Genomic DNA, 25,967 nt, shown 5'->3' on the forward strand with positions numbered 1-25,967 from the left:
ATGGAGATCTCTATGAAGCAGGCGATTATAGTTGCCGACAGCACGGCGGATGTCCCGAAGGCGATGGTCGAGGAGTATGGAATTCATATCGTACCGATGCGGCTCGCCTTCGGGGACGAATCCTTTCTGGAAGGCATCGACATTACGGTAGAGGAATTTTACGATAAACTGACCAAGTCCCGCGATTTGCCGACCACTTCGCAAACCTCTCCATCCCAATATGTGGAGGTATACCGCAATTTGATGCAGCAGCATCCCGGGGCTCCGATCATTTCGATTCATATTTCTTCCGGGATGAGCGGTACGTATCAATCGGCGGTGCTCGCCAAAAGCATGCTGGAGGAAGAAACGGGAGAAGATCTCGACATTACCGTAATCGACTCCCTGTGCGCTACTTACGGATTCGGTCTTCAGGTCGTTCTGGCCGCGCGAATGGCAAAACAGGGGGCCGCGGCGTCGGAGATCAAAGACGAAGTGGAGCGTGTCGGCAAGAGCCGCAGACTTTACTTTTTGGTGGATGTGCTCGATTATTTGCAAAAGGGAGGCCGGATCCGGAAGTCGGCAGCGATTGTCGGTTCGCTTCTCAATATCAAGCCGATTTTGTCGGTGGATCAAGAAGGCGTCATTTATCCGGTCGATAAAATCCGGGGCCATAAAAAGGCCGTCTCCAAAGTCATCGAGCTCTTTAAGAACGACTTCGACGATCTGAAGGATGTAAACGTGGCGGTGTGCGACGCCGTCAATCCGGAAGGTGCCGAGGAAATGATCCGGCTGTTGTCCGAGCATTTCACGCTGCATGAGATCGTGCGAACCAGCATCGGAGCGGTGGTCGGGACGCATGTAGGCCCCGGCACGGTAGCCGTGTTTGTCTGGCCGGCATGATAGCTCGGCTCATATAGTTTCAAAGTGAGGGATTTACGTGGATTTGAATGAAATCCCCGTAAGGCAGGTCAGCGGCGTGAGCGCTCTTAAAGCAGGAGAGCTTCACGCCTTTGGCGTCTTTACGGTGAATGATTTAATCGAATATTATCCGTTCCGCTACGAGGATTACCGGCTTCGCTCCCTGACGGAAGCCAAGGATGGCGATAAAATTACCGTCCAGGCTAAAATCATAGGGGTTCCGGTACTTCAGCGTTACGGCAAAAAATCGAGATTGACGTGCAAAATGGTGGCCGAGGACTGGATGTTTACGGCGACATGGTTTAACCGTCATTTTTTGCGGGATGAACTTACGGCGGGCCGGGACATTATTTTAACGGGAAAATGGGACTTGCGCCGGAGCCAGCTCACGGTGTCGGAATCGGAATTTCCCGATAAAGGGACGGTCCGTAGCGGCAGTCTTCAGCCTGTTTATTCGGTCGGCGGGAAAATCACGCAAGCCTGGATCCGCAAAACGATCGGACAGGCGTTGGTGCAATACGGGGAGATGATTCCTGAAAATCTGCCTGCCGAGCTGCTCAGCAGATATGATTTAATGCCGCGCAAGCGGGCAATTCAGCGGATCCATCAGCCGCAGGATAGCGAAGAAGGACAGCTCGCCCGGCGCAGGATGGTGTACGAGGAGTTGTTTTTGTTTCAACTGAAGCTTCAGGCCTACCGGGCCATGAATCATGAGCGTATGGACGGCGTCCGGCATGAGGCGGACAATGCGACGATCCGCGAGTTTGTGCGGAGTCTGCCGTTTGAGCTGACGGATGCCCAGAAAAAAGTGGAGCTGGAGATTTTGCAGGACATGCGGTCACCGTACTGCATGAACCGGCTGCTCCAGGGCGATGTCGGCTCCGGCAAGACGGTCATTGCGGCTATCGCACTGTTCGCGGCGGTCAAGTCCGGTCATCAGGGGGCGTTTATGGTTCCGACCGAAATTTTGGCGGAGCAGCATGTCCGTTCGTTGACGCGGCTGTTCGAGCCGTTCGGCATCACGGTCGGTTTGCTGACGGGCAGCGTGACCGGCCGAAAACGCAAAGACCTGCTTGCTTCGCTGCAGCTCGGCCTGACGGATATCGTCGTCGGCACTCACGCGCTGATCCAGGAGGACGTATTTTTCCGTTCGCTCAGTCTTGTCGTCACGGATGAGCAGCACCGTTTCGGCGTGAACCAGCGCAGCATTTTGCGCCGCAAGGGCTTCAGTCCCGATGTGCTGACGATGACGGCGACGCCGATCCCGCGGACGCTGGCCATTACCGCTTTCGGCGACATGGACGTGTCTACGCTGTCAGAGCGGCCGAAAGGCCGGAAGCCGATTTCGACTTATTGGGTCAAGCACGATATGATGGACCGGGTGCTCGGTTTTATCTCCCGGGAAATTTCGCTGGGCCGCCAAGCCTATCTCATCTGTCCGCTGATTGAGGAATCCGACAAGCTGGACGTGCAGAATGCGATCGATCTTTATGTCGGGATGCAGCAGGCGTTTCCGGATTTTAAGGTCGGCCTTCTGCACGGAAGGATGACGTCCGCCGAAAAAGACGAGGTCATGCGCTCGTTCTATGACGGCGAAGTCCAGCTGCTCGTCTCGACGACCGTCGTGGAGGTCGGCGTCGACGTACCGAATGCGACGCTGATGATTATTATGGACGCCGACCGTTTCGGCTTATCGCAGCTGCATCAGCTGCGGGGACGGGTCGGCCGGGGGGAGCACGAGTCGTACTGCGTGCTCATTGCGGATCCGAAGTCGGAGGTCGGTCAGGAGCGCATGCGCGTCATGACCGAGACGGACGACGGCTTCGAAGTGGCCCGGCGGGACCTGGAGCTGCGCGGTCCCGGGGACTTCTTCGGCACCAAGCAGAGCGGGGTGCCGGAATTTCGAATCGCGGACATGGTCAGCGATTTCAAGGTGCTCGAGGCGGCGCGGGACGACGCCGCCCGGCTGGTGGGCGATCCGTCCTTTTGGACGGCGCCCGCGTACGTTCCGCTGCGGAGCTTTCTCCAGCGGGAGCAGATTTTGCAGGGCGAGCTGCTTGATTAAGCATGGTGATAGAAATGACGGTGTCGGGATATCCCGTCTCCGTCATTTTTTTGCTCCGTTGCTTGGAAAAAATCCAATGGAAGCCCGGCTTAGTCTTCGATTTCGGGTTCCTCGTTGGAAAAGATCCAATCAAATGCCCGGAAACGGGCGAGATATACCTGAATCGGTCTTCCCGGTTGGATTTTGTCCAATCAAACTGCTTCATGTGGCTGCTCATTGAAGGTTTCGTTGAATTTTATCCAACGATGAAGTACGCTCCCCTTCACGTGAAGAGCGGGGCCCAAATTCATGCTTGTCAACATCTACCAAAGATAATATAATTTTGCTATAACTAGCCATTATATACCATAAAATTCCTTGCTTTTTCGATCATACATACCTTCTTCATTGATTTCATGTTCCTCTCCAGCGTTTACCGCTTTTCCCTTACGCCAAAACTGCCGCACTTTGATTTCGCCAGCTACTATGTTTCTATGCTTCTATAATCTTGTGCTCCTATGTTTCATGCTCCTTGCTCTCAGCTTACTCCCGGCTTATTCCTAGCTTCCTATACTTACTTTCCGTAGTCAGCCATGACCCACCCTCAGTTACCCTTTGTTGAAAGGTGGTGATTGCTCGAAAAATGCTCGAAAGCGATGCACTGCGAAAATCTATTTCAGGAAGGAGAATGATTGGAATGAGACAACGGTTTTTCATGAAAGCGCTTAACGCCTTGGCAATCCTAAGCTTGCTGTTCACGATGTATTCCGTTTCGCCTGCCCGGGCGGAAAGTACGCTGCTCCTGCAAAGCGACTTTGAGGACGGGACTACGCAAGGCTGGGCTCCGCGGGGTGGCGTGGAAGGGCTGAACGCGGTTGCCGCCGCGGCGCGCAGCGGTTCATACGGTCTGGAAGTCACCGGCCGCACGAAGACATGGCATGGTCCGACACTGGACGTGACGGCGCAAATGGAGCCGGGTCATACTTATTTGTTTACCGGCTGGGTCAAGCTACCCGCCGGAGCGGCCAACACGAATATCTACATGTCGATGCAGCGTACGACGCCGGCCCGGACCTATTATGAAAACCTCACCTACGCCGCGGCGAGCAACAACGGCTGGGTCAAGGTTGAAGCGGAATATGAGCTGTTGGAAGCGGCGGACAACCTGTCGATTTATTTTGAAGCCCCAAACAGCGCGGAGACCGGTATATACCTCGATGACTTTAGCCTTCAGCAACTGCCCGATCCCGATCCGATCGTCATTGAAAAAGATATCCCTTCATTGCAGGATGTTTTTGCCGGCGACTTTCTGATCGGCACGGCATTCAGCAACAGCGAGCTGTTTAAAGCCGCCGATAAGGAGTTGATGATCAAGCATTTTAACAGCGTAACTCCCGGCAATGTTTTGAAATGGGACAGCACCGAGCCGTCCGAAGGCAACTTTGATTTTAGCGAGGCGGATAAGGCGGTCCAGTTCGCCGCCGATAACGGGATGGAGTTAAGGGGACATACGCTGGTATGGCATTCGCAAACGCCGGACTGGGTGTTTTATGACAATCAGGGGAACTTGGCCACCAAGGAGCTGCTGTATCAGCGGATGAAGGCTCATATCGAAACCGTCATGGAGCGCTACAAGGGGCAAATTTACGCTTGGGATGTCGTGAACGAGGTTATCGACGCCTCCCAGCCTGACGGACTCCGCCGCAGCTTGTGGTACCAGATTGCCGGAGAGGAATATATCGAAAAGGCATTCGAATTCGCCCACGAGGCGGATCCTAACGCCATCCTGTTCATCAACGATTACAATACCCATGAATCCGCAAAAAGCCAGGCGATGTACAATTTGATCCAGCGGCTGCAGGCCAAGGGAATACCGGTCCACGGCGTGGGCCATCAGACGCATATCAGCCTTTATTATCCGACGTTGACGGAGATCGAAAATTCCATCGTCAAATTTAAGAGCCTTGGCCTGGAAACCCACATTACCGAGCTTGATGTCAGCGTTTATCACAGCGACTCGCAGAGATACGATACGTTCCCGGAAGATTTGAAGCAAAGACAAGCCACGTTGTACAAGCAGTTGTTCGATATTTTCAAAAAGCATAAGGACACCGTGACCAATGTTACGCTGTGGGGAAAAGACGACGGTAACACCTGGCTTCGCACCTTCCCGGTTGCCCGCAACAATTGGCCGCTTTTATTCGACGAATATTTGCAGTCCAAACCGGCTTACTGGGCCATCGTGAACCTTCCGGCCGTTCCTTCTCCGCCGTCCGGATTGAGCGCCGGCGCGGGGGACGGCGTGGTCTCGCTGAATTGGAACGCCTCCGCCGCCGCAACCTCCTATGCGGTTAAACGTTCTTTAACGAGCGGCGGGCCTTACGAAACGATCGCGAGCGTGACGGGAACAAACTATTCGGATACGGCCGTGACGAACGATATGACGTATTATTATGTCGTCAGCGCGGTCAACTCGTCCGGCGAGAGCGCGAATTCGGTCCAGGCCAGCGCCACGCCGAAGCAAGGCACGACTCCGCCTCCCGGCGATTTGGAGCTGCAATATAAGGCGGCGGATACGAATGCTACGGATAATCAGATCAAGCCCTTTTTTATCATAAAAAATAAGGGAACGGCCGCCGTCAATCTGAACGAGCTGACGATTCGCTACTGGTATACCGCAGACTCGGACATCTCCGCCACGTTCTTTTGCGACTATGCCCAAATCGGCTCCTCCAACGTGATCGGCAAACACGTAAAAATGAGCGAAGGAAAATCGGGAGCCGATTCCTATCTGGAAGTCAGCTTCGGCGCTTCGGCAGGAAGCATCGCTGCCGGCGGTAACTCGGGCGAAATCCAAACGCGCAACCACAAGAGCAATTGGTCCAACTTTAATGAGGCGAACGATTATTCGTTCAACGCGGCACATACTTCCTACTCCGCATGGGACAAAGTGACTCTTTACAGAAACGGCCAGCTCGTTTGGGGAACGGAGCCGCAATAATTCGCGGGATTTAAGGTTAACCTGCACTATGTACAGCCTCCCCGTCATATGCTAGAGAGAAGGCCTATGAACGGGGAGGTGTAAATTGCCTTTGGTGAACTACTATCAGTTTGGAATCAGCCCGCAGCTGGTGGAACGCATTAAGTTCAAAATGAAAAATCCGACCGTGAAGGATCGGGTTAAAAGTCTAGTGGAGGGTTTGACGAAGATCGACCTGCAGGATCGAGCGAAGGTACGCAGGCTCGTGAGAGCGGCCTCGTCCCTTCTGAACGAACGCTTGACGGGAGCGCAGGAAGAGCAAATCGTGCAGTTTGTCCTCGCGCAAAAGATCGATCCGAAGAACAAGCTTCATCTATTAAAGCTGTGGGGAATGTTTCGTTAAATCGGTATTGTCAAGCTAAATATGAGCCGGTCCGAACCGGCCCAATCGGTCAGCCGGGATGAACCGGCTGACATTTTGCTTTGCCGTTTGATTTTGGCGGGAATATATTGTATTTTTAAATTGACATGACAGTAGGTCAAAATATAAAGGGAGGAAACCATGACTCCACGGACGAAAGAGCAAAACGAACAAATTCGACTCCGGCGGATGAAGCAGATTTTGAAGGCTGCCGCCGATGTGTACCTCGACAAAAACATGCTGATGGAAATTCGCGATGTGGCTGCCGCGGCCGGCTTGGGTTATGGAACGGTGTACCATTACTATAACAATAAATCCGATTTGCTATATGATTTGTTGCTTCAAGGGCTGGAGCGGGCCGCGGATATTTGGCTGGCGGAGCCTGTCGCCGTTACGGGCCGACGGGAGGTCATAGGAAACGGCGGATCCCTCGGCCCGGTTCCTTCAACCGCGGTTGCGCAAGCTCGAACCGTATCCGCATCCCCATCCGCGCCCGTGTCCGGAGCGGCCCGGGACCGGAACGGCAACGGCCACGGCAACGGCCTTGCGTCCTTGGCCGTCAGACTGCTTCAAGCCTGGGCGGAGGATCGTGCTTTTTATTTGGCCTGCCTCCTGGGCGCCGATCATTACCGGCAGCTTCCCGCCGGGCAGGCGGAACTTCTGGCATCGGCATACCGGAAGCAGGTGCTGCTCCCTCTGGCCGGATCGTTAACCCTGGGCGGAAGCGGCGGCGAATCGGAAGCGGCGGACGTCCCGCGTGCCGGCCCAGAGGCTTTGGAACGGCGGGCGGAATGGCTGCTGGCCGGGCTGACGGGGTGTGCTTTGCCGTCATTGCGGCGCGGAACCTTACGTAAGGAAGCCGGCGAAATCGTACGATTTTTGTTTATTTAAATTTCATCCATAGATTGGAGCGTTAACCCGATGATTATTCTGAAATCTCCCCGCGAAATTGAAGAAATGAAGGCGGCCGGCCAAATTGTGGCGGATTGCCACCGCGAGGTGGCCAAACTGATCCGGCCGGGGATTACTACGCTGGAAATCAACGACTTTGTTGCCAAACATATTATCAAGCTTGGCGGTAAACAATTTACGAAAGGATACAATGGATTTCCCGCCGAGACCTGCACTTCGGTCAACGATGTGGTTGCCCACGGATTCCCTTCCTCAAAACCGCTCCAGGAAGGGGATTTGCTCAAGCTGGACATCGTGGCTCAGCTTAACGGCTGGTTCGGCGATTCCTGCTGGTGCTATGCGGTCGGCAAAGCCTCTCCGGAAGCGGAAAAATTGCAGCGGGTCACGAAAGAGTGCCTGGAGCTCGGCATTCGGCAAGCGATTCCCGGCAACCGGCTCGGAGACATTACATCGGCGATCCAGACCCATGCCGAGTCGCACGGATATTCCGTCGTCCGCGATCTGCTCGCCCACGGCATCGGCCGAACTCTTCATGAAGAACCGAACTACGAGCATGTCGGTGCCCCCGGAAAAGGGATTCGGCTGAAAGAGGGAATGGTGTTTACGATCGAACCGATGATCAATCAAGGCACCTTTCGCATCAAAATCGACCAGGACGGCTGGACGGCCAGAACGGCGGACGGCAAGCTGTCAGCCCAGTTCGAACACACGATTGCGTTGACCGCGGACGGTCCATTGGTGTTGACGGCTCAGTAAACCGGTCCAATCCTTAAGAACAACAGCTCGGGAACGGCAAAGGCGAAAGAGGGCCTTTGCCGTTCTTTTTCTTATTCCAGCATTAACCTGTTGCCAAAGCGAATATTTGTTCGTATTATGAATATAATAAGAACAAACGTTCTGTTTCGTGAATGCTTATTCTTTCGGCACACCGACAAGAACGTTCGGCCTGAGTTCGCAAGCTTTTATGGAGGGGTCATCGATGTCCAAACAGATCTTTTTGATCGATGCGCAGTCTTTTTATGCTTCGGTGGAGAAGGCAGCTCATCCGGAGTATCGCGACAAGCCCGTGGCCGTGGGCGATCCCGCCAGAATGAACGGAATTGTGCTGGCTGCTTGCCCGATCGCCAAAGCCCGCGGGGTGACGACCGCCTCCCGGGTCGGCGAAGCGCTGGCGAAATGCCCGGAGCTCGTCGTCATTCGGCCCCGTATGAGGATGTATATCGGGGTCTCGCTTTTGATTACGGAAATTTTTGAATCCTACACTGATCTTGTGGAGCCGTTCAGCATCGACGAGCAATTTTTGGATGTGACCGGTTCGCTTTCCTTTTTCGGATCCGCATACGAATTGGCTCAGCGGATCCAACACCACGTCCTGTTGTCCACCGGCGTCTGGACGAGGGTGGGAATCGGCCCGACCAAGGTGCTGGCCAAAATGGCGACCGACAACTATGCCAAAAAAAATCCGGAGGGCATATTCGAGCTCACGTTCGAAAACCTGGAATCCACCTTGTGGCAGCTTCCCGTTCACCAAATGTTTATGGTGGCTTCCGCAATGACCCGGCATTTTACCCGGATGGGCCTAACCACCATCGGGGACATCGCACGCCTGGAACTTGCGGATTTTAAACGCCGCATGCGGCGGGAAATGGGCAAGCAGAGCGATATTCAGGCGGAGTACTACTGGCAAACCGCCCGCGGCATCGATCCGAGCCCGGTCATTTCCGGCATACGCCATCAGCTGAAATCGGTCAGCCACGGCAAGACGCTTCGCTGGAATCTGTACCACCGGCTTCGGGACATCGAAATCGTCCTGCTTGAGCTGGTGGTGGAGGTATGCCGGCGCACCAGACGCCACCGCCTCCTCGGTTCGGTCGTGACGGTTTCGGCCGCGGAAACGAACGGCGTCCGCTCCACTTCCTTCAGCCGGCAGATGACGCTGCCGGAACCGACGTCCCTGACCCATGAAGTGGCGGCGGCCGTAAGCAAGCTATTCCGGAAATACTGGAGTGGCCTGCCCGTCAGCCATCTGAGCGTAGCTTTGTCCGGGCTGACCGAGGACCGTGAAATTCAGCTCACTTTGTTTGATAACCGGTCTCGTACGTATGACAAAGAGCGGGCCGTCGATCACATTAAAGACCGGTACGGCAGCGATGCCATCATCCACGCTTCTTCCTTGATGGAGGCCGGCGTCGCACGGGAAAGAGCCGGACAGATTGGAGGGCATTACAAATGAGCAAACTTGACGGAAACGAACGCTGGAAATCGAAAATGCTGCTGACGGAGCACGCCGAGCAGTACGAGGAACAGCACCAGGGGAGCGAGCGAAAAATCATTACGTCGGAGGAGCGCGGCATGCTTCGCGACTACATTTTGCTGCCCCATATGGAGAAAATGGTCGAGAGAAATATTTCCGAGGTGGAGCACTCCAATAATCTGTTGAGACGCTCGTATCTCATGGCGGGAAAGTATATTCTCAATCAGATTATAAAAGACTCCTACAATTTGCGGCGGGAGCTGAAGCGACGGAATATCAAAATCCTCGGCGAGGAGCAATCGGACCTGGTCATCTATTACCGCTATTACTGCCGGGGGTACGAGGAGCGGTTCGGCATGACCCGCGATGTCATGCGCTCGGAGATCAGCTTGCGGCTAACCCGCTATACGTCCGAGCTGGGGGCGCTTTTGAAGGAGAACGTGAAAGCCTAAAAAACGGACTGCATACCGATCGAATCCGGGAAACGATACGATGAGCGCATGCCTTGCCTTACAAGCCTCCAGCCTCGGAACAGAGAACGGGAGCTCACCACCCCCGGGAGCACAGAAGCCCTGGGGCCGTTTGAACTCCCATATGCCAATATCGATTCATTAACAGGACGCCGATAGGCGTTTTTTTAATGTTGAGGACCGCAACGAACGTGACAACCTTATTTGGGCAAAATAAGGCGTTTTGAATTTCTAACGAAACCCAGTCACGCTATTGTCCCTAAAAGCGCCCCCGATGGACCTCAATTGACAATTTAGCGATACCCCGTTTCGTTAGAATTTTATCCGGGTCATAATGCCGCGAATAAGAACATATCGTTTCGTTAGGAAAATGTACGGATCGAAACGACCTCGATGAAGCCCTTCGGAAGCAACTCCTCGGCGCGAAGTCCCCCGGCAGGGACTTTTTTGATGCGCAAAAAACGATTCGGGACGGATCCCGGAGGATGTGCAGGAGGATGGTCCCCATCCGCTTGGGAAAAAAGTCTACCATTCGGGCGTCAGGTCCCCGTCCGTAAAACGCGTGAAATTCAAGCAAGCAACCATTAGGCCCAGGATGGGACCAGGGTATGTTTTTTATCACATGGGATGTCAACCCGGAATTCGCGAAAAAGCGCGCCGTTATGCGATTTTGTAACATGACTTTGGTATCAAAACTGTAACCTTTATGGAAAAGGGTGTAAAAAATGAACGAAACTTTGTAATTTTTCGTGCGTCTAATAAGGGCGAAAAGGCACAGGTGCTGCATTCTTTGAAACGTGTATTTGCAAATGCCTCATGATAATGCACAGGTTTTCAAAGCGTTTTCAAAGGCGGAATGAGGAGACTGCAAAGCAGGCGCGAATTTCCTCATTCTGGGAAAGAGGTGCCAGGAAAGCGACAGGTTCCCGGGAAAGGACCCATAAACAAAACACTCCCATTAGCCTAGTTACATCATGGGTTAACTTGGTTAATGATAGAAGTAATTTGAGGAGTGGAGGTGCGTGCGGGACCGTACTGTTCATCGCCTGCATACAAAAAGACAGCGAGGTGAAAAAATTAAATACCAATGACGACATTAGCGAGAAAGAAGCTGGCTATTTGGATCGGGCTCGGCGCGGCCTTGATCGCCGGCGGGATATTTGTGGTTACATTGCTCCTGCCTCCGTCCCACATCAGCTTCGCGACCTCCGAAGGCGCCGAGATCAAATTCAAAACGTCTGGCGATCAATTCATGGAGTACCAGGGCGACGGCGTATGGGAGGAACTGTTCGTAAAAGGCGTCAATCTCGGAGCGACGGTCCCCGGACATTTTCCCGGAGAATTTCCGCTCACGGAAGACGATTATCTGCGCTGGTTCAAGCAAATCGATGAGATGGGCGCGAACGTCATTCGGATTTACACGGTGCACAATCCGGTATTTTATAAGTCGCTCGTAAAATACAACCGGGACAAAGAAAAAGATCCTCTGTACTTCATTCAAGGGATCTGGTCTCCCGAGGAGCAGCTCATCGAACTGAAGGATGCGTACAATCCGGGCATTAAAGAGAAGTTTCACAAGGAGATTGAAAAAGCGGTTAAAGCGGTGTACGGCGATTTGAAAATCGACCCGGTCCCGGGCGAATCCGGAGGAAAATATACCGCGAACGCGGGCCCTTATTTAATGGGCTGGCATATCGGCACGGAATGGGATCCGGAAATGGTCGACAATACCAACAAGGTGCATGCCGGAACGGAGCCTTATCAAGGCAAGCATTTTGCGGCGACGGAGGAAGCGAGCCCGTTTGAAAGCTGGCTTGCGGAACTGGTCGACCAGACGGCCGATCTGGAACAGGGTTACGGTTGGGAACATCCGATCACGTTTACGAACTGGGTGACCACCGATGTTCTGGAGCATCCCGGAGAGCCGCTGTTCGAGGAGGACCTCGCCAGCGTCGATGCTACGCATATCAAGCCGGTAAATTGGGAAGCCGGATATTTCGCCGCCTATCACGTTTATCCGTATTACCCTGATTTTTTCCACCTTGATGAGACGCTGGAAACGATCCCGGACGGCAACAACGACTACAATACCTACAAAGCTTATTTGAAACAGCTGAAAGCCCACTACAAAGATATTCCGATCATGGTTACGGAATATGGGGTTCCATCTTCGGTCGGCATCTCCCATTTGGGACGCGGCGGAAGAAATCAGGGCGGGCACAGCGAGGAAGAACAGGGCGAGATCAACGTATCCCTCACGAAAGACATTTATGACGAAGGGTACTCGGGAGCCATTCTCTTTATGTGGCAGGATGAATGGTTCAAGAAAACCTGGAACACGATGCGCCTCGAAATTCCGGAGGATCGCCGTTCCTACTGGCTGAACGTTTTGACGAACGAGAAGCTGTTCGGCATTTTGTCCATGGGGCCCGGTAAGGAAGATGAGATCATCATCGACGGCAAGCTGGACGATTGGAACGAACTGCCCGAAGGGGAAGTCCAAACGTGGGACGCTCCTTCCCCAGGCATGAAGCAGCTGCGCATCACGCATGACGAAGCTTATGTTTATGTGGGATTAACGCTGGATGAGCCGTTTGATCCGGCAGCCAAGCAGATTTATCTCGGAACGGATACTTTGGCAGGCGGGGACCAGCCGAAAAAAGAGCTGCCCGGCAAAAGCCTGAGCGACGGTCTGGAAAATATGATCGTGATCGGGACGGATGAGGAATCGCAGGTCAAAACGGCTCCGACGTACGATTTTCACCGGCGCCTATATGGCGAATACGGTTATTGGATGCTGGATGAGCAAACCGAGGAGGAGAAAGTGGAATTCCAACCGTGGAAGTTGGCAGTCAGTCTGTTGATGACGCCGCCCGACACCCGGTTCGCCAATCCGTTTAAAGACATGACGGTCGGAAATTTGGTCCGGGGGACGACGGACCGCGAAAGCGACGAGTTCAACTCGCTGACTTCATGGCAATACAGCGGTAATGAAGTAGAGCTTCGCATCCCGTGGATGCTGCTTGGTTTTGCCGACCCCAGCTCTCTGCAGGTGATCAGTTACGGACCGCTGAAAAAAGACCGCACGTTTACGACGGAAAAAACATCGGGCATCACTTTCGTGCCATGGATCGTGGACCGCAAAACCGGCGAAGCGTCCTGGCCGGGAGACAGCGCTACGCTGGATTTGAATACCCAGCCGAAATATACTTGGTCTCCTTGGGAAACCGTCAAGTACACCGAGCATTTGAAGTCGGGATATTACGCCCTGAAGGAGTATTACCAAAGCTTGCCGGACCATAAAGCAAAATAGTGTCCGCGAAAGTGGCATCTTGTTTATGCAGGTAACCGGAAGGAGGAAAATTCAGTTATGGATTCGCATCTTACCTTGGCAATCTATTTTATTTACGTTTGCCTCGGGTTAATCGGAGCAGGCATACTCCTGCTTTTCGGATTCAGGATTCGGGCGTTAAACACGGAAAAGAAAAGTGAAATGTACTTGCAAAAGCATCAGGACTATTTCAAATTTATTCAAACTCACCTGGGCGGTTCGTCGGATTTGCCGCTGCCGCCCGGGAAGCTGACCAAGCTCGAGCGGCGCGTCATCCAACAGAAGCTGATCGAATGGATCGAGGGGCTGAAGGGGGATTTGCAGGGCAAACTGATCAAGTTGTGCCATGACGCGGGCTTTGTCTCGGATGACATCAAGCTCCTGGATAGCTTGTTCTACGGCCGCCGGATTGCGGCGGCATACCGCCTCGGCGGAATGAGGGCATCGGAAGCGGTGCCGAGAATGCTGACGATGCTCGAGACGCAAAAGTACAGCCCGCTGTCGATCGTGATCGCGAGAGCGATCGCCAAAAGCGCGGAGCGCGGGGATCAGCTCAAGGAAATGCTGCATCACTTGCTCCGCCACGGCAAGCCCATTCACAATATGGCCGCCGATATTCTCATGGAGACGGGGCTCGATACAAGCCGGCTGCTGCTGAAGCTGCTGGAGGACGAAAATCCCGACTTCGTCAAGGTGGCGCTGGTCGCCATGTGGGGGCAAGCCGTTCCCGAGGTCGTTCCCGCGCTCGACAGACTGGTCGGTGCGGGGGAGAAGGATGTGCGGGCCGAAGCGGTTAAGCTGTACTTGAGCTCGAACCCCGTGCTGAAGGATGAGACGATCCGGGAGTTGATGGCCGATCCGGATTGGGAAGTCCGGGCCGAGGTCGCAAAATCGCTCGGCAACATGCATGCGGCAGGAAGCATTCCGCTGCTGCGCACGGCATTGCAGGATACGAACTGGAGGGTGAGAAACCACAGCGCGGAAAGCTTGGCAAAGCTCGGCGAGACAGGGTTCGAAGTGCTTTGCCAAATCGCCAAGCACGGCTCCGGGGTTGAGCGCGAAACCGCCCTTTACCATATCGAGAAGTCGATGCTCGAGGAAGGCGAACACCAGAAGCTGGACCAGATGGTCGCCTACAACAAAAAAAAGCTGCTGTACGAACGGTATTTCGGCGTTTCCGAAAACAAGCCGGTTCGGCAAGTCGCAGCGGTCGGAGGGGATTACACTGCTTAGGGATATCTTGCTCATTTACGGCCTGTTTGCGACGTATTACGTGATGACCGTAAATGTGATCTATTTTTCGATCATGGCATTTTCGTTTCGCAACATCATGACGATTTTCCGAAGGGCGGCATTTTCAAAATATAACACTCTGTCCGGTTCGGAGCTCGTCCCGTCGATTTCCCTCCTGGTTCCGGCCTATAACGAGGAATTGACGGTCATCGAAAACGTGAAGTGCTTAATGACGCTGAACTATCCGACCTATGAGGTCATCGTGATCAACGACGGGTCCAACGATAACACGCTGGGCGTGCTCAGGGAGGAATTCGGGCTGGAGCCTTTGCCGAATCCGGAAATGAGAAACTCGATCGACTGTTCGGCGATTAATGCGGTTTACTACAATCCTCAGTATCCGCATCTGTATGTAATAGATAAACCGAACGGCGGTAAAGCCGACTCGCTGAACGCGGGCATTAATTTGTCCCACTATCCTTTGATTTCTTCGATCGATGCGGATTCGCTGCTGGAGAAAGACGCCTTGATCCGGATGGCCCGCATGTATATGGAAAATCCGGAGGAAACCGTCGCGATCGGCGGGGACGTTCGGATCGCCAACGGCTGCGTCATCGAGAACGGCGCGGTCAAGGAAGTATCTCTGCCGCGCAAAATGTGGCCGATGTTCCAGGCGGTCGAGTATCTCAAGGCGTTCCTTGGCGGCCGTATCGGCTGGAGCTCGATCAACGGGCTGATCATCGTATCCGGGGCCTTCGGTCTGTTCCGCAAAGACTATGTCATCGCGGTCGGCGGTTACCGGGGCGGTTATCCCGGCGAGGACATGAACATCATTATCAAGCTTCACCGCTACATGCTGGAGAACAAGCTGAAATACCGGATCGCGTTCTGTCCCGAGGCCGTCTGCTGGACGCAGGCGCCGGACACGTACAAAATTTTGTCCAACCAACGCAAGCGGTGGGGACGCGGTAATCTGAAGAACATGATCGAAAATTACGACATGGCGTTCAATCCGAAGTATAAAGTGATGGGCTTGCTCACGATGCCTTACAACATTATTTTCGAGGCGCTGAACCCTTACTTTAAAATAACAGGGCTGCTCGCCCTGATTGGATATACGATGATGGATATGACGCATTGGCGCGTACTGCTCGTATTTTGGCTGATCAATTTCCTCAGCGGTTATTTGCTCAGCATCGGGGCGCTACTGCTGGAGGAGCTCGCGTTTAAACGCTTCCGCAAACTGTCCGATCTTGCGCGCATGATGTTCTACTCGGCGGTCAAATTTTTCGGGTACGCTCAACTCGGCGGTCTCTGGCGGATTCAAGGCCATATTCAATATTTGCGCAACAACAACTCCTGGGGCACGATGACCCGGCAAAGCTGGCAAGATAAGGGCAGCACGGCCAAATCGGCATAGCTTGACCCCGTACCTTTTTCGGGAAGGGAGTTGATAGCAACAAAAACCGTTTCAAATATTGAAGTTCCATGCGAAAAATTTTTAATAAAAATATCAGGAAGGCGGGAGAAAGATGCCAAACACGACTTTGCAAAGCGAGAGGGAATTAACGGTTTCATATCCGGAAATCGCGCAAATGGTAAAGGAAACGGCGTTCGATTCGAATGGGGTTCTGTTCATTTCTTGCGCAGGCGCGCCATCTTATATGGAAACGCAAGTGCGCGGCATTTTGGAATCCCAACCGGGTTTGAATTATAAAATGTGGAGCGGAAAAGAGCCGGGCAGCCTGTTTTTGCTGATGCCGGGCCAAACGCTCGACGCGGTCCACTTCCAGGGTTTACTGCTGAAGCAGCGGCTTCAGGAAATCATTCCGGACTTTGATCCGCGGATGACGCTGGCGAGCTTTTCCGCCCATGAAGAGCTTACGGAGCAGGTTCTGAACCAAATGGAGGATTCCGTCAAGAACCAGATTTCCGGCGAGATTCATATTTTTACGAGCAAGGAAGCCCATACCACAAAAAGCCGGATCTTGATCGTTGAAGGAGACGCCACCGTAAGGGAGTTCCTGGAGATTCGCCTGCAAATGCAGGGGTATGAAACGATCGTGGCGGACAACGGGCTTTCGGCGCTTGAACTGATCGAATCCTGGAAGCCCGACCTGGTGTTGACGGAGCTTAATCTGTACGGTATCGACGGACTTCCTTACATCCATCATATTCAGCAGCTGCAGGTGCCCGAGACGCCGAAAATCGTGGTGTTGACGGAGCAGCGCGTGGAGCAGACGATCAGTCTCTGCTTCCAAAACGGAGTTGACGATTACGTGACGAAGCCGTTCTCTCCGGTTGAACTGGATGCCCGCATTCGCCGCTGCATCAGTTAATCGTATTACGGATTCACCGAACACCGGTAATAAATACACCTATACAGAAAAAACGGAGGTTGGAGCATGAACAATCAATATCGTACTTTACTGGAAGCCATCGAATCGAAAAACGCAGTGCTGGGTGTGGTCGGCCTTGGTTACGTCGGCCTTCCCCTGGCGGTTGAAATGGTAAAGCAAGGCTTCAAGGTGGTCGGTATCGACCTGGATTCCTCGAAGATCGAAAGAATTCAACGCGGGGATTCCTACATTCACGATATTTCTTCCGAGACTTTGGCAGAGGTCGTAGCCACCGGGCGTTTCAAGCCGACTACGGATTACAGCTCCCTGAGAGAAATCGACGCGATCAGCATCTGCGTGCCGACTCCGCTCAGCGAAAATCAGGATCCGGATACTTCCTATATCGTCACGGTCGTTGATCAAATCAAGCGCTATATGAAAAAAGGGATCCTGATCACGCTGGAAAGCACCACTTACCCGGGAACGACCGAGGAGCTGATCCAGCGCGAGCTGGAAGCGCTGGGCTACGTCGTCGGCGAGGATTTCTTCCTGTGCTTCTCTCCGGAACGGGTGGATCCGTCCAATACGAAATTTAATACGTTCAATACGCCAAAAGTGATCGGCGGTACGACCGAAGCGTGCCTCGCTCTCGGCAATGCGCTGTACAGCAAGTATGTGCAGACCGTCGTTCCCGTAAGCTCGCCCAAAGTGGCCGAGATGTCCAAACTGCTGGAAAATACGTTCCGCAGCGTAAACATCGCTTTCGTCAACGAAATGGCCATGATGTGCGACCGGATGGGCATCGACATTTGGGAAGTCATCGACGCGGCCAAAACGAAGCCGTTCGGATTCATGCCGTTTTATCCGGGTCCGGGAATCGGCGGACACTGCATCCCGCTTGATCCGATGTATCTGTCCTGGAAAGCGAAAGGCTTCCGTTTCTACAGCCAGTTTATCGAGCTGGCCCAGTCGACGAACGATAACATGCCGTATTACGTGGTAAACAAGACATCGAAAATTATGAATGAGTATGCAAAATCGATCAAAAAATCGAAAATTCTGATTTTGGGGATGGCATACAAGCCGGACATCGCCGATTTGCGCGAGTCGCCGGGGCTTGAAGTTTACGAGCTGTACAAAGACAGCGGAGCCGCCGTGGAATACTACGACCCTTACGCGACGAGTTTCCGGGACAAAAACGGTGTCACCGTTCAAAGCGTGGAATACAATCTGGACAAATTCAAAACCTACGACTGCATTGTGCTCGTTACGAACCACACCAATCTGGATTACGGAGCCATCGCCCATCTCGGGGTGCCGATCGTCGATACGCGCAACGCGTTCCGCGATTTTAAACTGCCGCATATTTACAAGATCGGCCATTCGGTACAGCACGCCGAGCAGCAGGATGAGGTTCTGATCGTCGGATAAGGGTTATCGTAGAAAGGGAGGCGGAAGTGAAAAATCGAATGTTTAAAATGAGCCGCAGGAGTCAGCTCTTCATCCTGTGCGGAGGAACTCTGGTGTTTCTTCTGCTGCTCGTCATCCGCCCTTCCGCTTCGGAGGCCAAGGCGACCTGGCTTTGGAATACGAAGCTGATTCAGCAGCAAGGAGAAGATATCATTGCTTTTGCCAAAGAGCAGGGAGTGAAGATCATCTTTCTGCAAATTGGCGGAGACGTGAAGGAGGAAAGCTACCGGGATTTTATCCGGCTGGCTTCCTCCTCCGGCTTGAAGGTGCATGCCTTGAACGGCCAGCCGGAGTGGGCGCTTCGCGCACAGCGGGACAAGGCGAACGCATTTCTGGATTGGGTACGGAATTATAACGCGAATGTTTTGCCGGAGGAACGGTTTTCCGGAATTCAGTTCGATGTCGAACCTTATTTGCTGGATGATTGGCGCACGCGCCAGACCGCCATCGTCAAAGAATGGGTGGCAAACGCCCGCATCTGGATCGACAAGGCGAAGGCAAGCGATCTGGAAATCGGAGCCGCGGTCCCGTTCTGGCTGAACGACATCGACTATCCCGGTACCGAGGGCAAGGGCTCCGGGGGCATCAAGATGAACCGGTGGATGGTCGACCAGTTCGATTATGTCGCCATTATGGCTTACCGCAATGAAGCGGACAAAATTTATCAAGTGGCCGAGCCGACGCTTGAGGAAGGAGACCGTCAGAACAAAGAGGTTTGGGTCGGCGTCGAGCTGGGCAAAACCAAGGAAGGACCCGGCGTTTCTTTTCACGGAAGGTCCTTTGTGTTTCTGAACGGCGAGATCAACAAGCTCGTCAAACGGGTCAAAAGGCATTCCTCTTTCGCCGGCATAGCGGTCCACAGCTTCGAGCCCTGGCGTGACAAGCTGGCCGAGTGGGAGAAGACGCTGGAAAAATAAATATAATGGTAAATTGCGCACCCCGGGTCTGAAAAGCCCGGGGTGTCCTTGCGTCTTCTTTTTTTGTTATAATGATAGGAATAGTAATTTTATTCGGGAACGGAGCGATACGATGATTTTACATAAAGGGGAAATTTTATTCCGTCAAGGCGATGATGGGGCCTTTTTGTATCATATCAAAAGCGGGCTTTTCAAAGTGACGCGCCTGCATGAGAACGGAAATATGGTATTATTCAATATTTTGTATCCCGGTGAAACGGTACCGCATCATTCCTTGATTTCTCCCAAAGAAACCCACGGAACGGCGATCGCTTTGATGAGAAGCGAGGTCGAAGCCATTCCCGCGCAGGATTGGTACAGGGAACTTCAGGAGGATCCGAAAAAACCTCTTGAAATCGCCAGGCTGCTGCAGGAGAAAGTAAGGTTCATGCAGGAGCGTTTGGACCATTTGACGGTAGGCACGCCGGCGGAACGGCTGGAGCTCCTCACCAAGTGGCTCGGGCAACACGCAAACGGAGTCCCGCTCACGGATTATTTGACCCAGGAGGAAATCGGACAGTTGATCGGCGTCCGTCGGGAGACCGTCAACCGTTTGCTGAGAAACCATTAATTACATAGAAACCCCAAGGCTTCGCGTACTACGCAAGGGACCTTGGGGTTTTTTGGTTATTATTGCGGAGCGATTTCGTTTTCCAGACTGTCGGCAGGGCCGAAAAATTCGAAATGGATTCTTTCCTCGGGAACTCCCCACTCCTTAAGCGCCTTGTTCATAGCCCGCATGAACGGAGTCGGACCGCAGAAATAAAAGTCGGCTTCCGGGCTAGCCACCGTTTTGAGCCATGGCAAATCGATAAATCCGCTTTTGTCGCAGCTTTCGCCGGGACCCGGATTTTCATATACGTGGTAGGAGCGAAGTCTGTCCGCATGCTTTTTCGTCAATGAATCGATATGCTCTTTCATGGCATGATGAGCCCCGCAACGGGCAGCATGAATGTAGACGACATCGCGCCCGTCTCCGCTTTCCATCAGCGTTTCCAGCATGCTGACCATCGGAGTCAGCCCTACGCCGCCGCTAAGCAGCACGACGGGAATTTGCTTCGTTTGATCCAGCGTGAAATCGCCGGCCGGAGCACTGATATCGAGCGTATCGCCTTCGTTGATCCGGTTGTGCAAATAAGCGGACACGACCCCTGCCGGATGATCGCCGATCGCATCTTCCCGTTTCACGGAAATCCGGTAATAATCATGGCCCGGCGAAGTCGACAAGCTGTAATGACGGAGGTGCGTGTACTCCTGGCCTTCGGGCTTCACGCGGACCGTGATGTATTGCCCGGGTTTGTAGGAAGCGATCGCGTTCCCGTCTTTCGGTTTCAAATAGAAAGAGGTGATTACATCGCTTTCCTTCACCTTGCGATCCACGATAAAGCTACGGAATCCGCGCCATCCGCCGGGCTGCTGTTCGGCTTCCTTGTACATTTCCGCTTCGACGCTGATGAACACGTCGGCAATGACGCCGTATGCCTTGCCCCAAGCCTCGATGATTTCGTCCGTTGCCGCGTCTCCCAGCACGGTTTTGATCGCGGCCAGCAAGTTTTCACCGACGATCGGGTAATGTTCCGGCAAAATACCGAGCGCGCGGTGTTTTGTGGCGATTCCCTTAACAACCGGAAGAATTTCTTCCAGGCGGTCGATGTGGGCCGCCGCCGCATAAACGGCGTTGGCGAGCGCCGTAGGCTGTTTTCCTTGCCGTTGATTGGCGTGGTTAAAAATGTTAAGCAGTTCGGGGTGGTTTTTAAACAACATTTGATAGAAATGTTTAGTAATCGTTTGTCCGTGAACTTCAAGCACCGGGACGGTAGACTTGATCACTTCAATCGTTTTTGCGTCGAGCATAAATCGAACCCTTCTTTCTTGGAAATATCGATTACCTATTAAGTATAGGCACCCGTTATTCGAGGCAATAGTGACTTTGATCACATCAAAAATTTCCGAAATGTGAATTTCGTACAAAAAGCAATGAAATTGGTCACAGTTAAACTAAAAATTTATTATTTACATCATGAAGCTGTTTAGTCATCAATCGGAATGTGGTATAATAAAGTAAGACAAAAACAGAAAGGATCAGGATACCATGAGTTCCCGAAGGACGAATTCCCCAAGGACGATTTGGAAACGTTATGATCTCTCTTACACTTAGCTTTTTTCGTGGAGCGTCGGTTTATGGCCAACAACCCTACGAAAGAAGCGTGCGAAGATGATGGTTCGAAGGATGAAGTCCTCAAGGACCTTCTTAACCGTAGGGAATGGCCGTAAGGTCAAACAAACTGCGATAAGAGGGATTCCCAATGAGGAAGAAGACAGGATGGAAAGACCAGGCAAGACCATTATTGACGATGTTGTTCGGTGCATTTGTACTCGCATTTACTTATTATCACATTAATTTTCAAAACGGATTGTCGGAAGGCGGTTTTGTGGGGCTCGCGCTCCTCGGCAAATATTTGTTTGATTTGCCTCCTGCGCTTTCGATGATCGCAATGGATGTTCCGATTTTTATTTTGGCCCTATTTTTGAAAGGCCGGAAATTTATTGTGAATACGCTTGTGGCTTCCATGGCGTTCTCGGCATTTTACGAATTGTGCGAAAAGTTCTCGCCTTTAAAGGTGGACTTGACCGGCAATTTGCCGTTGGCGGCGCTGCTTGCGGGACTGTTTACCGGTCTCGGCGCGGGGCTCGTCCTTCGGACGGGCGGAGCGACCGGCGGGGATGATATATTATCCATGATGATAAGTCAGTGGTCCGGCTTAAAAATCGGAACTGTGTTCATCTTGATGGATGCCGCCGTACTAATGATCTCATTAATTTATTTGCCTTTCAAAGAAACGATGTTTACTATTATGGCGGTGCTGATCGCGGGCAAAGTCATTACCTGGACCGTGCAATATGGACGGACAGCGAAGGCCCCTCGAAGCCTCCCATACGGTATGGAAAAGAAAACAGCTCGAGCCTAACGGCTTCGGGCTGTTTTTTTGTCCGGTTATTGTTCGTCTTGCGGATGATTTTTGTCCCATTCTTCGGCCTTGGCCGTGCCGATGGCGATGGCGCGGCCTTCCTCATAGCCTTCCTCGAGCAGGGCGTTGGCAATTTCCACGGCTTTTCTGCGGACTCGCGGATCCAGATTTTTCATGGACGGGGGATAATCGTTTTTGTTCCAGGGCATGGACGAAAGCCTCCTTGTTTTATTGGATTATATCCCGTGATTACCCCGATCCGGCAGGCCGCGAAACGTTAGCTTATGCCTTGGAAGTTCTCCAGGAACCCTGCTGCTTGCGGATCAGCACGATCTGGCCGGCGTGATAAGCGTCGTGCAACAGCCAGCGGGCGATTTCTTCGCCGAGAGGAACGTCGTTGGAAGTGCTGGAATACGGCGCTTGGAGGTCGCTTTCTTTGAGCCCTGCGATCATTTTTCTGAGCTCGTAGGCAACCCGCTCCGTTTCGGCGACGGTTTCCGTCCAGCCCGCGGAACCCTCCGGATGCTCCAGGTTGGTGAAGGTTTCCTCGTTGGTTCCGACTCCGGGAGATGAAGGGGTATTTTTCAGGCGGTTCAGGATGCGTTTATTGTAGTAATTCAAATGGTTCACGGTTTCGCGGATGGAATTGCCTCCGCTGGGCGGGGCCCATTCTGCCTGCTCCGAGGTAACACCTTGGAGAGCAACGGCCAGGGGAACAATCCACTCTTCGCGATCCCAGGTATTATCCTTTTGGACGGACAGCAAATGAACGGCGTTGATGCTCATGCATTCAGCTCCTTTTTGAAATATGTAACTGGCTAAGTGAATTTTAAAGGGTTACAATGAGATTGTAGCACAATAACTAAGGGGATGTAACCACTTAATTTTTAAATAGATAGTTACAGAGTGATGGTGGAGGTCATAGGTTTGGAAACGGTATGGAGCGATTTTATGAACAGCGAGTGGCGGGATTGGAAAGGGAGCGGGCGAACCGGGGACCAGCTCGGCGAAGAGAAATGGGAACATTATTTTTTGAACAAGTGGGGGTTGAAGGCAAACGTCCCCGCCGATGAAGAGACGCTTGAAAGGTTGAGGGATTTCCGCGCACGTCTGATGGGGCTATCCCAAAAATGTGTTCGGGGAGAAACGCTGTCCGGCGTTGATTTGGAGTACCTGAACCGCATTTTGGACAAGGGGCCAGTGAAAAGGCGGGTGACGGAGCAAGCGGGAATCATCGGCTTTGAAAGTTTTCCTTTGCGGGAGGATTGGGACCAGGTCATGGCCGAGGTGGCAGATTCATTTGCGCGAACGCTGGTCGACGGGGAGACGGAAAGGATTCGGATTTGCGACAATCCTGATTGCGGCTGGATTTTTTATGACGATACCCGTAACCGGACCAAAAAATATTGCGAGGACAAAACCTGCGGGAACTTGATGAAAGTGCGGCGTTTTCGGGCACGAAAAAGGCAGGAGCAGCGCCGTAAAGAGGAAGAATCCGATTAAAGTAAAGCCCGTCCCATTTGAGAGATCCTTATAAAAAATAAGCCCCTCTCGTTTTGAAATAACCGGAAGGGGCTTTATTATCGAACCGACTTTATTTTATTCAAACAAAAATCTGTACTCTCCGTAACCTTGCTCTTCCAGCTCATCCTTCGGGACAAAGCGGAGCGCGGCGGAGTTAATGCAGTAGCGGAGACCGGTCGGTTCCGGTCCGTCGTCGAACACATGACCCAGATGCGAATCGGCTTCGCGGCTGCGGACCTCCGTCCGGATCATGAAATGGCTCGTATCGACGTTTTCCTTAATATTGTAGGCCCGTAAAGGCCGGGTAAAGCTGGGCCATCCGCAGCCTGCATCGAATTTGTCGCGCGAACTGAAGAGCGGCTCGCCCGAGATGACGTCCACGTAAATCCCTTCCTCGTCATGATCCCAATATTCGCCCGTGAAAGGTCGCTCGGTGGCATTGTTTTGTGTCACTTCAAACTGGATTGGCGTGAGCCGGTGTTTCAGCTCGTCCCGGTTGACGGGACCCGACCAATGGCGTTCGATAAAATCTTCCCGTCCGGAGCCTTTACGGTAACGTTTGTAGTGAAGCGGGTTCTTCTTGTGGTAGTCCTGATGGTACTCCTCCGCCGGATAGAACGGGGCGGCAGGGATAATTTGCGTCACGATCGGCTTGTCAAACCGGCCGCTCTGGGCAACCTCAAGTTTGGAAGCCTCCGCTTCTTCACGCTGACGCTCATTATGATAAAAGATCGCTGTCTTGTACGATTCGCCCCGGTCATGAAATTGTCCGCCTTCATCGGTCGGGTCGATCTGCTGCCAGAACAATTCGAGCAGCTTGCGGTAAGGAAAGACAGCCGGATCGAATGTGATTTGAACCGCTTCGTAGTGCCCCGTTCCCCCGGAGCAAACTTCTTCGTATGTCGGATTCACCGTGTGGCCGCCGGTATAGCCGGAAACAATTCCGTGAATGCCCGGCAGCTCTTCGAACGGCGTTACCATGCACCAGAAACAGCCTCCAGCAAAGGTGGCAAGTTCCAGGCTCTGTGCATGCGATGAGTTCATGCTGATCCCTCCACTTTAGTAGATGATGATGCGTTGTAACCTTTTCCGGCTTCCATTATAACGTTTTTTGGAGCAAAAGCCCAAACGTGCGACTTATGTTCTCTACGAAAATGTCTAGCGCAATCGAATCGTTCATGCTATAATTATTTCAAATTACAAAACATGCATAGTTTCCCAAAGGGGAGTAGCTAGATACGGTAAAGTCGTCATTACGGGTGAATAACCCCGGCTTTATCGGCAACCTTACGTTGTTAGCGAGACCTTTGCCCGCAAATATTGGGTAAAGGTCTTTTTTGATGCTTAAATGCGTCGTGCCCAATATGAGCACGGCGTATTTTTTTTGCCGGAAACTACCGCGTGCCGAATTAGGAAGGAGAGGGGGAGAAATATGGATATATTGAGCCCGGATTTTTGGATGGCCTTATTTTCCATTATACTGATCGATCTTGTGCTTGCCGGAGACAACGCCATCGTCATCGGGCTTGCCGCGAGAAACGTGCAAAAGGCGGATCAGAAAAAAGTAATTTTGTGGGGGACCGTCGGTGCGATCGTCGTGCGCGTCATCATGACGCTGCTGGTCCTCGAACTGTTAAAAGTGCCCGGTTTGCGTTTGGCCGGCGGACTGGCGCTGCTCTGGATCGCTTACAAGCTGCTCGTTGATGAGAAGAGTCACGATATTAACGCGGGCACGCAAATGTGGGCGGCCATCCGGACGATTATTATAGCGGACACGATGATGGGGCTGGACAATGTGCTAGCCGTTGCAGGAGCCGCGCATGGAGACTTTGCGCTCGTCATTATCGGACTGGCCGTTTCCGTACCGATTATGGTATGGGGCAGCACTCTGATTTTGAAACTGACGGAACGTTTCCCGTTCGTAATCACGATCGGTGCAGCGGTACTAGCTTGGACAGCCTCGAAGATGCTGGTCGAGGAACCGCTTATTCACGATTGGTTCACGAACGGCTGGCTGAAGTACGGCTTTGAAGTCCTCGCGATTATCCTGGTCGTTTTGATCGGAACGCAAATGAAGAAGAAGAGAGAAAAAGAACGCAGAATCGAGCAGACGCTGAAGCAGGGCAATCTGCCGACCTGACGGCAAATGCCGCGGTACCCATAA

Annotated in this window: 22 protein-coding genes; 18 read left to right on the forward strand and 4 right to left on the reverse strand. The window is 52.8% G+C overall.

The window, feature by feature from the left end:
* Nucleotides 1-12: 12 nt before the first annotated feature.
* From ACSFXJ_RS10280 to ACSFXJ_RS10350, 15 genes are all read left to right on the forward strand, one after another.
* Complete coding sequence (locus tag ACSFXJ_RS10280) at nucleotides 13-882, forward strand: DegV family protein (protein WP_435925049.1); 870 nt, start codon at nucleotides 13-15, stop codon at nucleotides 880-882.
* A gap of 37 nt (nucleotides 883-919) precedes the next feature.
* On the forward strand, nucleotides 920-2,965 hold the full coding sequence (gene recG, locus ACSFXJ_RS10285; RefSeq protein WP_435925050.1) for an ATP-dependent DNA helicase RecG: 2,046 nt from the start codon (nucleotides 920-922) through the stop codon (nucleotides 2,963-2,965).
* Between the two features lie 676 nt (nucleotides 2,966-3,641).
* A complete protein-coding gene (locus tag ACSFXJ_RS10290) occupies nucleotides 3,642-5,945 on the forward strand; it encodes an endo-1,4-beta-xylanase (RefSeq protein ID WP_435925051.1) in 2,304 nt (767 codons plus the stop codon).
* A 94-nt stretch (nucleotides 5,946-6,039) separates the two neighbouring features.
* Entirely contained in the window at nucleotides 6,040-6,327 is a 288-nt protein-coding gene (locus ACSFXJ_RS10295; RefSeq protein ID WP_435925731.1) for a stage VI sporulation protein F, read from the forward strand.
* A gap of 159 nt (nucleotides 6,328-6,486) precedes the next feature.
* Nucleotides 6,487-7,236, forward strand: a complete 750-nt coding sequence (locus ACSFXJ_RS10300; RefSeq protein WP_435925052.1) for a TetR family transcriptional regulator — start codon at nucleotides 6,487-6,489, stop codon at nucleotides 7,234-7,236.
* Nucleotides 7,237-7,266: 30 nt separating this feature from the next.
* On the forward strand, nucleotides 7,267-8,013 hold the full coding sequence (gene map, locus ACSFXJ_RS10305) for a type I methionyl aminopeptidase (protein ID WP_435925053.1): 747 nt from the start codon (nucleotides 7,267-7,269) through the stop codon (nucleotides 8,011-8,013).
* Between the two features lie 223 nt (nucleotides 8,014-8,236).
* A complete protein-coding gene (locus tag ACSFXJ_RS10310) occupies nucleotides 8,237-9,490 on the forward strand; it encodes a DNA polymerase IV (RefSeq protein ID WP_435925054.1) in 1,254 nt (417 codons plus the stop codon).
* Nucleotides 9,487-9,963 carry a hypothetical protein gene (locus tag ACSFXJ_RS10315; RefSeq protein ID WP_435925055.1) on the forward strand — a complete coding sequence of 159 codons (477 nt, stop codon included), beginning with the start codon at nucleotides 9,487-9,489 and terminating at the stop codon, nucleotides 9,961-9,963. The genes ACSFXJ_RS10310 and ACSFXJ_RS10315 overlap by 4 nt, the downstream gene beginning before the upstream one ends.
* A 1,105-nt stretch (nucleotides 9,964-11,068) precedes the next feature.
* Nucleotides 11,069-13,294 (forward strand): hypothetical protein, encoded by a 2,226-nt coding sequence (locus ACSFXJ_RS10320; protein WP_435925056.1) that lies wholly within the window; start codon nucleotides 11,069-11,071, stop codon nucleotides 13,292-13,294.
* Between the two features lie 57 nt (nucleotides 13,295-13,351).
* A complete protein-coding gene (locus ACSFXJ_RS10325) occupies nucleotides 13,352-14,545 on the forward strand; it encodes a HEAT repeat domain-containing protein (RefSeq protein ID WP_435925057.1) in 1,194 nt (397 codons plus the stop codon).
* Between the two features lie 43 nt (nucleotides 14,546-14,588).
* The gene (locus tag ACSFXJ_RS10330) at nucleotides 14,589-15,965 is read left to right on the forward strand and encodes a glycosyltransferase family 2 protein (RefSeq protein ID WP_435925732.1); all 1,377 of its coding nucleotides are present in this window, start codon (nucleotides 14,589-14,591) and stop codon (nucleotides 15,963-15,965) included.
* Between the two features lie 112 nt (nucleotides 15,966-16,077).
* Nucleotides 16,078-16,884, forward strand: a complete 807-nt coding sequence (locus ACSFXJ_RS10335; RefSeq protein ID WP_435925058.1) for a response regulator transcription factor — start codon at nucleotides 16,078-16,080, stop codon at nucleotides 16,882-16,884.
* Between the two features lie 66 nt (nucleotides 16,885-16,950).
* Nucleotides 16,951-18,315 carry a nucleotide sugar dehydrogenase gene (locus ACSFXJ_RS10340; RefSeq protein ID WP_435925059.1) on the forward strand — a complete coding sequence of 455 codons (1,365 nt, stop codon included), beginning with the start codon at nucleotides 16,951-16,953 and terminating at the stop codon, nucleotides 18,313-18,315.
* A 26-nt stretch (nucleotides 18,316-18,341) separates the two neighbouring features.
* A complete protein-coding gene (locus ACSFXJ_RS10345; RefSeq protein ID WP_435925060.1) occupies nucleotides 18,342-19,271 on the forward strand; it encodes a hypothetical protein in 930 nt (309 codons plus the stop codon).
* Nucleotides 19,272-19,383: 112 nt separating this feature from the next.
* Complete coding sequence (locus tag ACSFXJ_RS10350) at nucleotides 19,384-19,881, forward strand: Crp/Fnr family transcriptional regulator (RefSeq protein ID WP_435925061.1); 498 nt, start codon at nucleotides 19,384-19,386, stop codon at nucleotides 19,879-19,881.
* A gap of 59 nt (nucleotides 19,882-19,940) precedes the next feature.
* Here ACSFXJ_RS10350 and hmpA read toward each other — a convergent pair whose 3' ends face one another.
* On the reverse strand, nucleotides 19,941-21,164 hold the full coding sequence (gene hmpA, locus ACSFXJ_RS10355; protein WP_435925062.1) for an NO-inducible flavohemoprotein: 1,224 nt from the start codon (nucleotides 21,162-21,164) through the stop codon (nucleotides 19,941-19,943).
* Nucleotides 21,165-21,616: 452 nt separating this feature from the next.
* On the opposite strand from hmpA, the gene ACSFXJ_RS10360 reads away from it, so the two are divergent.
* The gene (locus ACSFXJ_RS10360; RefSeq protein ID WP_435925063.1) at nucleotides 21,617-22,279 is read left to right on the forward strand and encodes a YitT family protein; all 663 of its coding nucleotides are present in this window, start codon (nucleotides 21,617-21,619) and stop codon (nucleotides 22,277-22,279) included.
* 26 nt (nucleotides 22,280-22,305) lie between these two features.
* Here ACSFXJ_RS10360 and ACSFXJ_RS10365 read toward each other — a convergent pair whose 3' ends face one another.
* Together ACSFXJ_RS10365 and ACSFXJ_RS10370 are read right to left on the reverse strand one after the other, a co-directional pair.
* The gene (locus ACSFXJ_RS10365) at nucleotides 22,306-22,488 is read right to left on the reverse strand and encodes a hypothetical protein (protein ID WP_435925064.1); all 183 of its coding nucleotides are present in this window, start codon (nucleotides 22,486-22,488) and stop codon (nucleotides 22,306-22,308) included.
* A 73-nt stretch (nucleotides 22,489-22,561) separates the two neighbouring features.
* Nucleotides 22,562-23,065 (reverse strand): DinB family protein, encoded by a 504-nt coding sequence (locus tag ACSFXJ_RS10370; RefSeq protein ID WP_435925065.1) that lies wholly within the window; start codon nucleotides 23,063-23,065, stop codon nucleotides 22,562-22,564.
* 141 nt (nucleotides 23,066-23,206) lie between these two features.
* Between ACSFXJ_RS10370 and ACSFXJ_RS10375 the strand changes: the two genes are divergently transcribed.
* Nucleotides 23,207-23,782 carry a CGNR zinc finger domain-containing protein gene (locus ACSFXJ_RS10375; RefSeq protein WP_435925066.1) on the forward strand — a complete coding sequence of 192 codons (576 nt, stop codon included), beginning with the start codon at nucleotides 23,207-23,209 and terminating at the stop codon, nucleotides 23,780-23,782.
* A 96-nt stretch (nucleotides 23,783-23,878) separates the two neighbouring features.
* On the opposite strand, the gene msrB is transcribed toward ACSFXJ_RS10375, so the two are convergent.
* Nucleotides 23,879-24,847, reverse strand: a complete 969-nt coding sequence (msrB, locus tag ACSFXJ_RS10380) for a peptide-methionine (R)-S-oxide reductase MsrB (RefSeq protein ID WP_435925067.1) — start codon at nucleotides 24,845-24,847, stop codon at nucleotides 23,879-23,881.
* A gap of 388 nt (nucleotides 24,848-25,235) precedes the next feature.
* Between msrB and ACSFXJ_RS10385 the strand changes: the two genes are divergently transcribed.
* A complete protein-coding gene (locus ACSFXJ_RS10385) occupies nucleotides 25,236-25,943 on the forward strand; it encodes a TerC family protein (protein ID WP_435925068.1) in 708 nt (235 codons plus the stop codon).
* Nucleotides 25,944-25,967 lie beyond the last annotated feature (24 nt).

Source organism: Paenibacillus salivarius (genome assembly GCF_051307165.1).
Lineage (GTDB): Bacteria > Bacillota > Bacilli > Paenibacillales > Paenibacillaceae > Fontibacillus.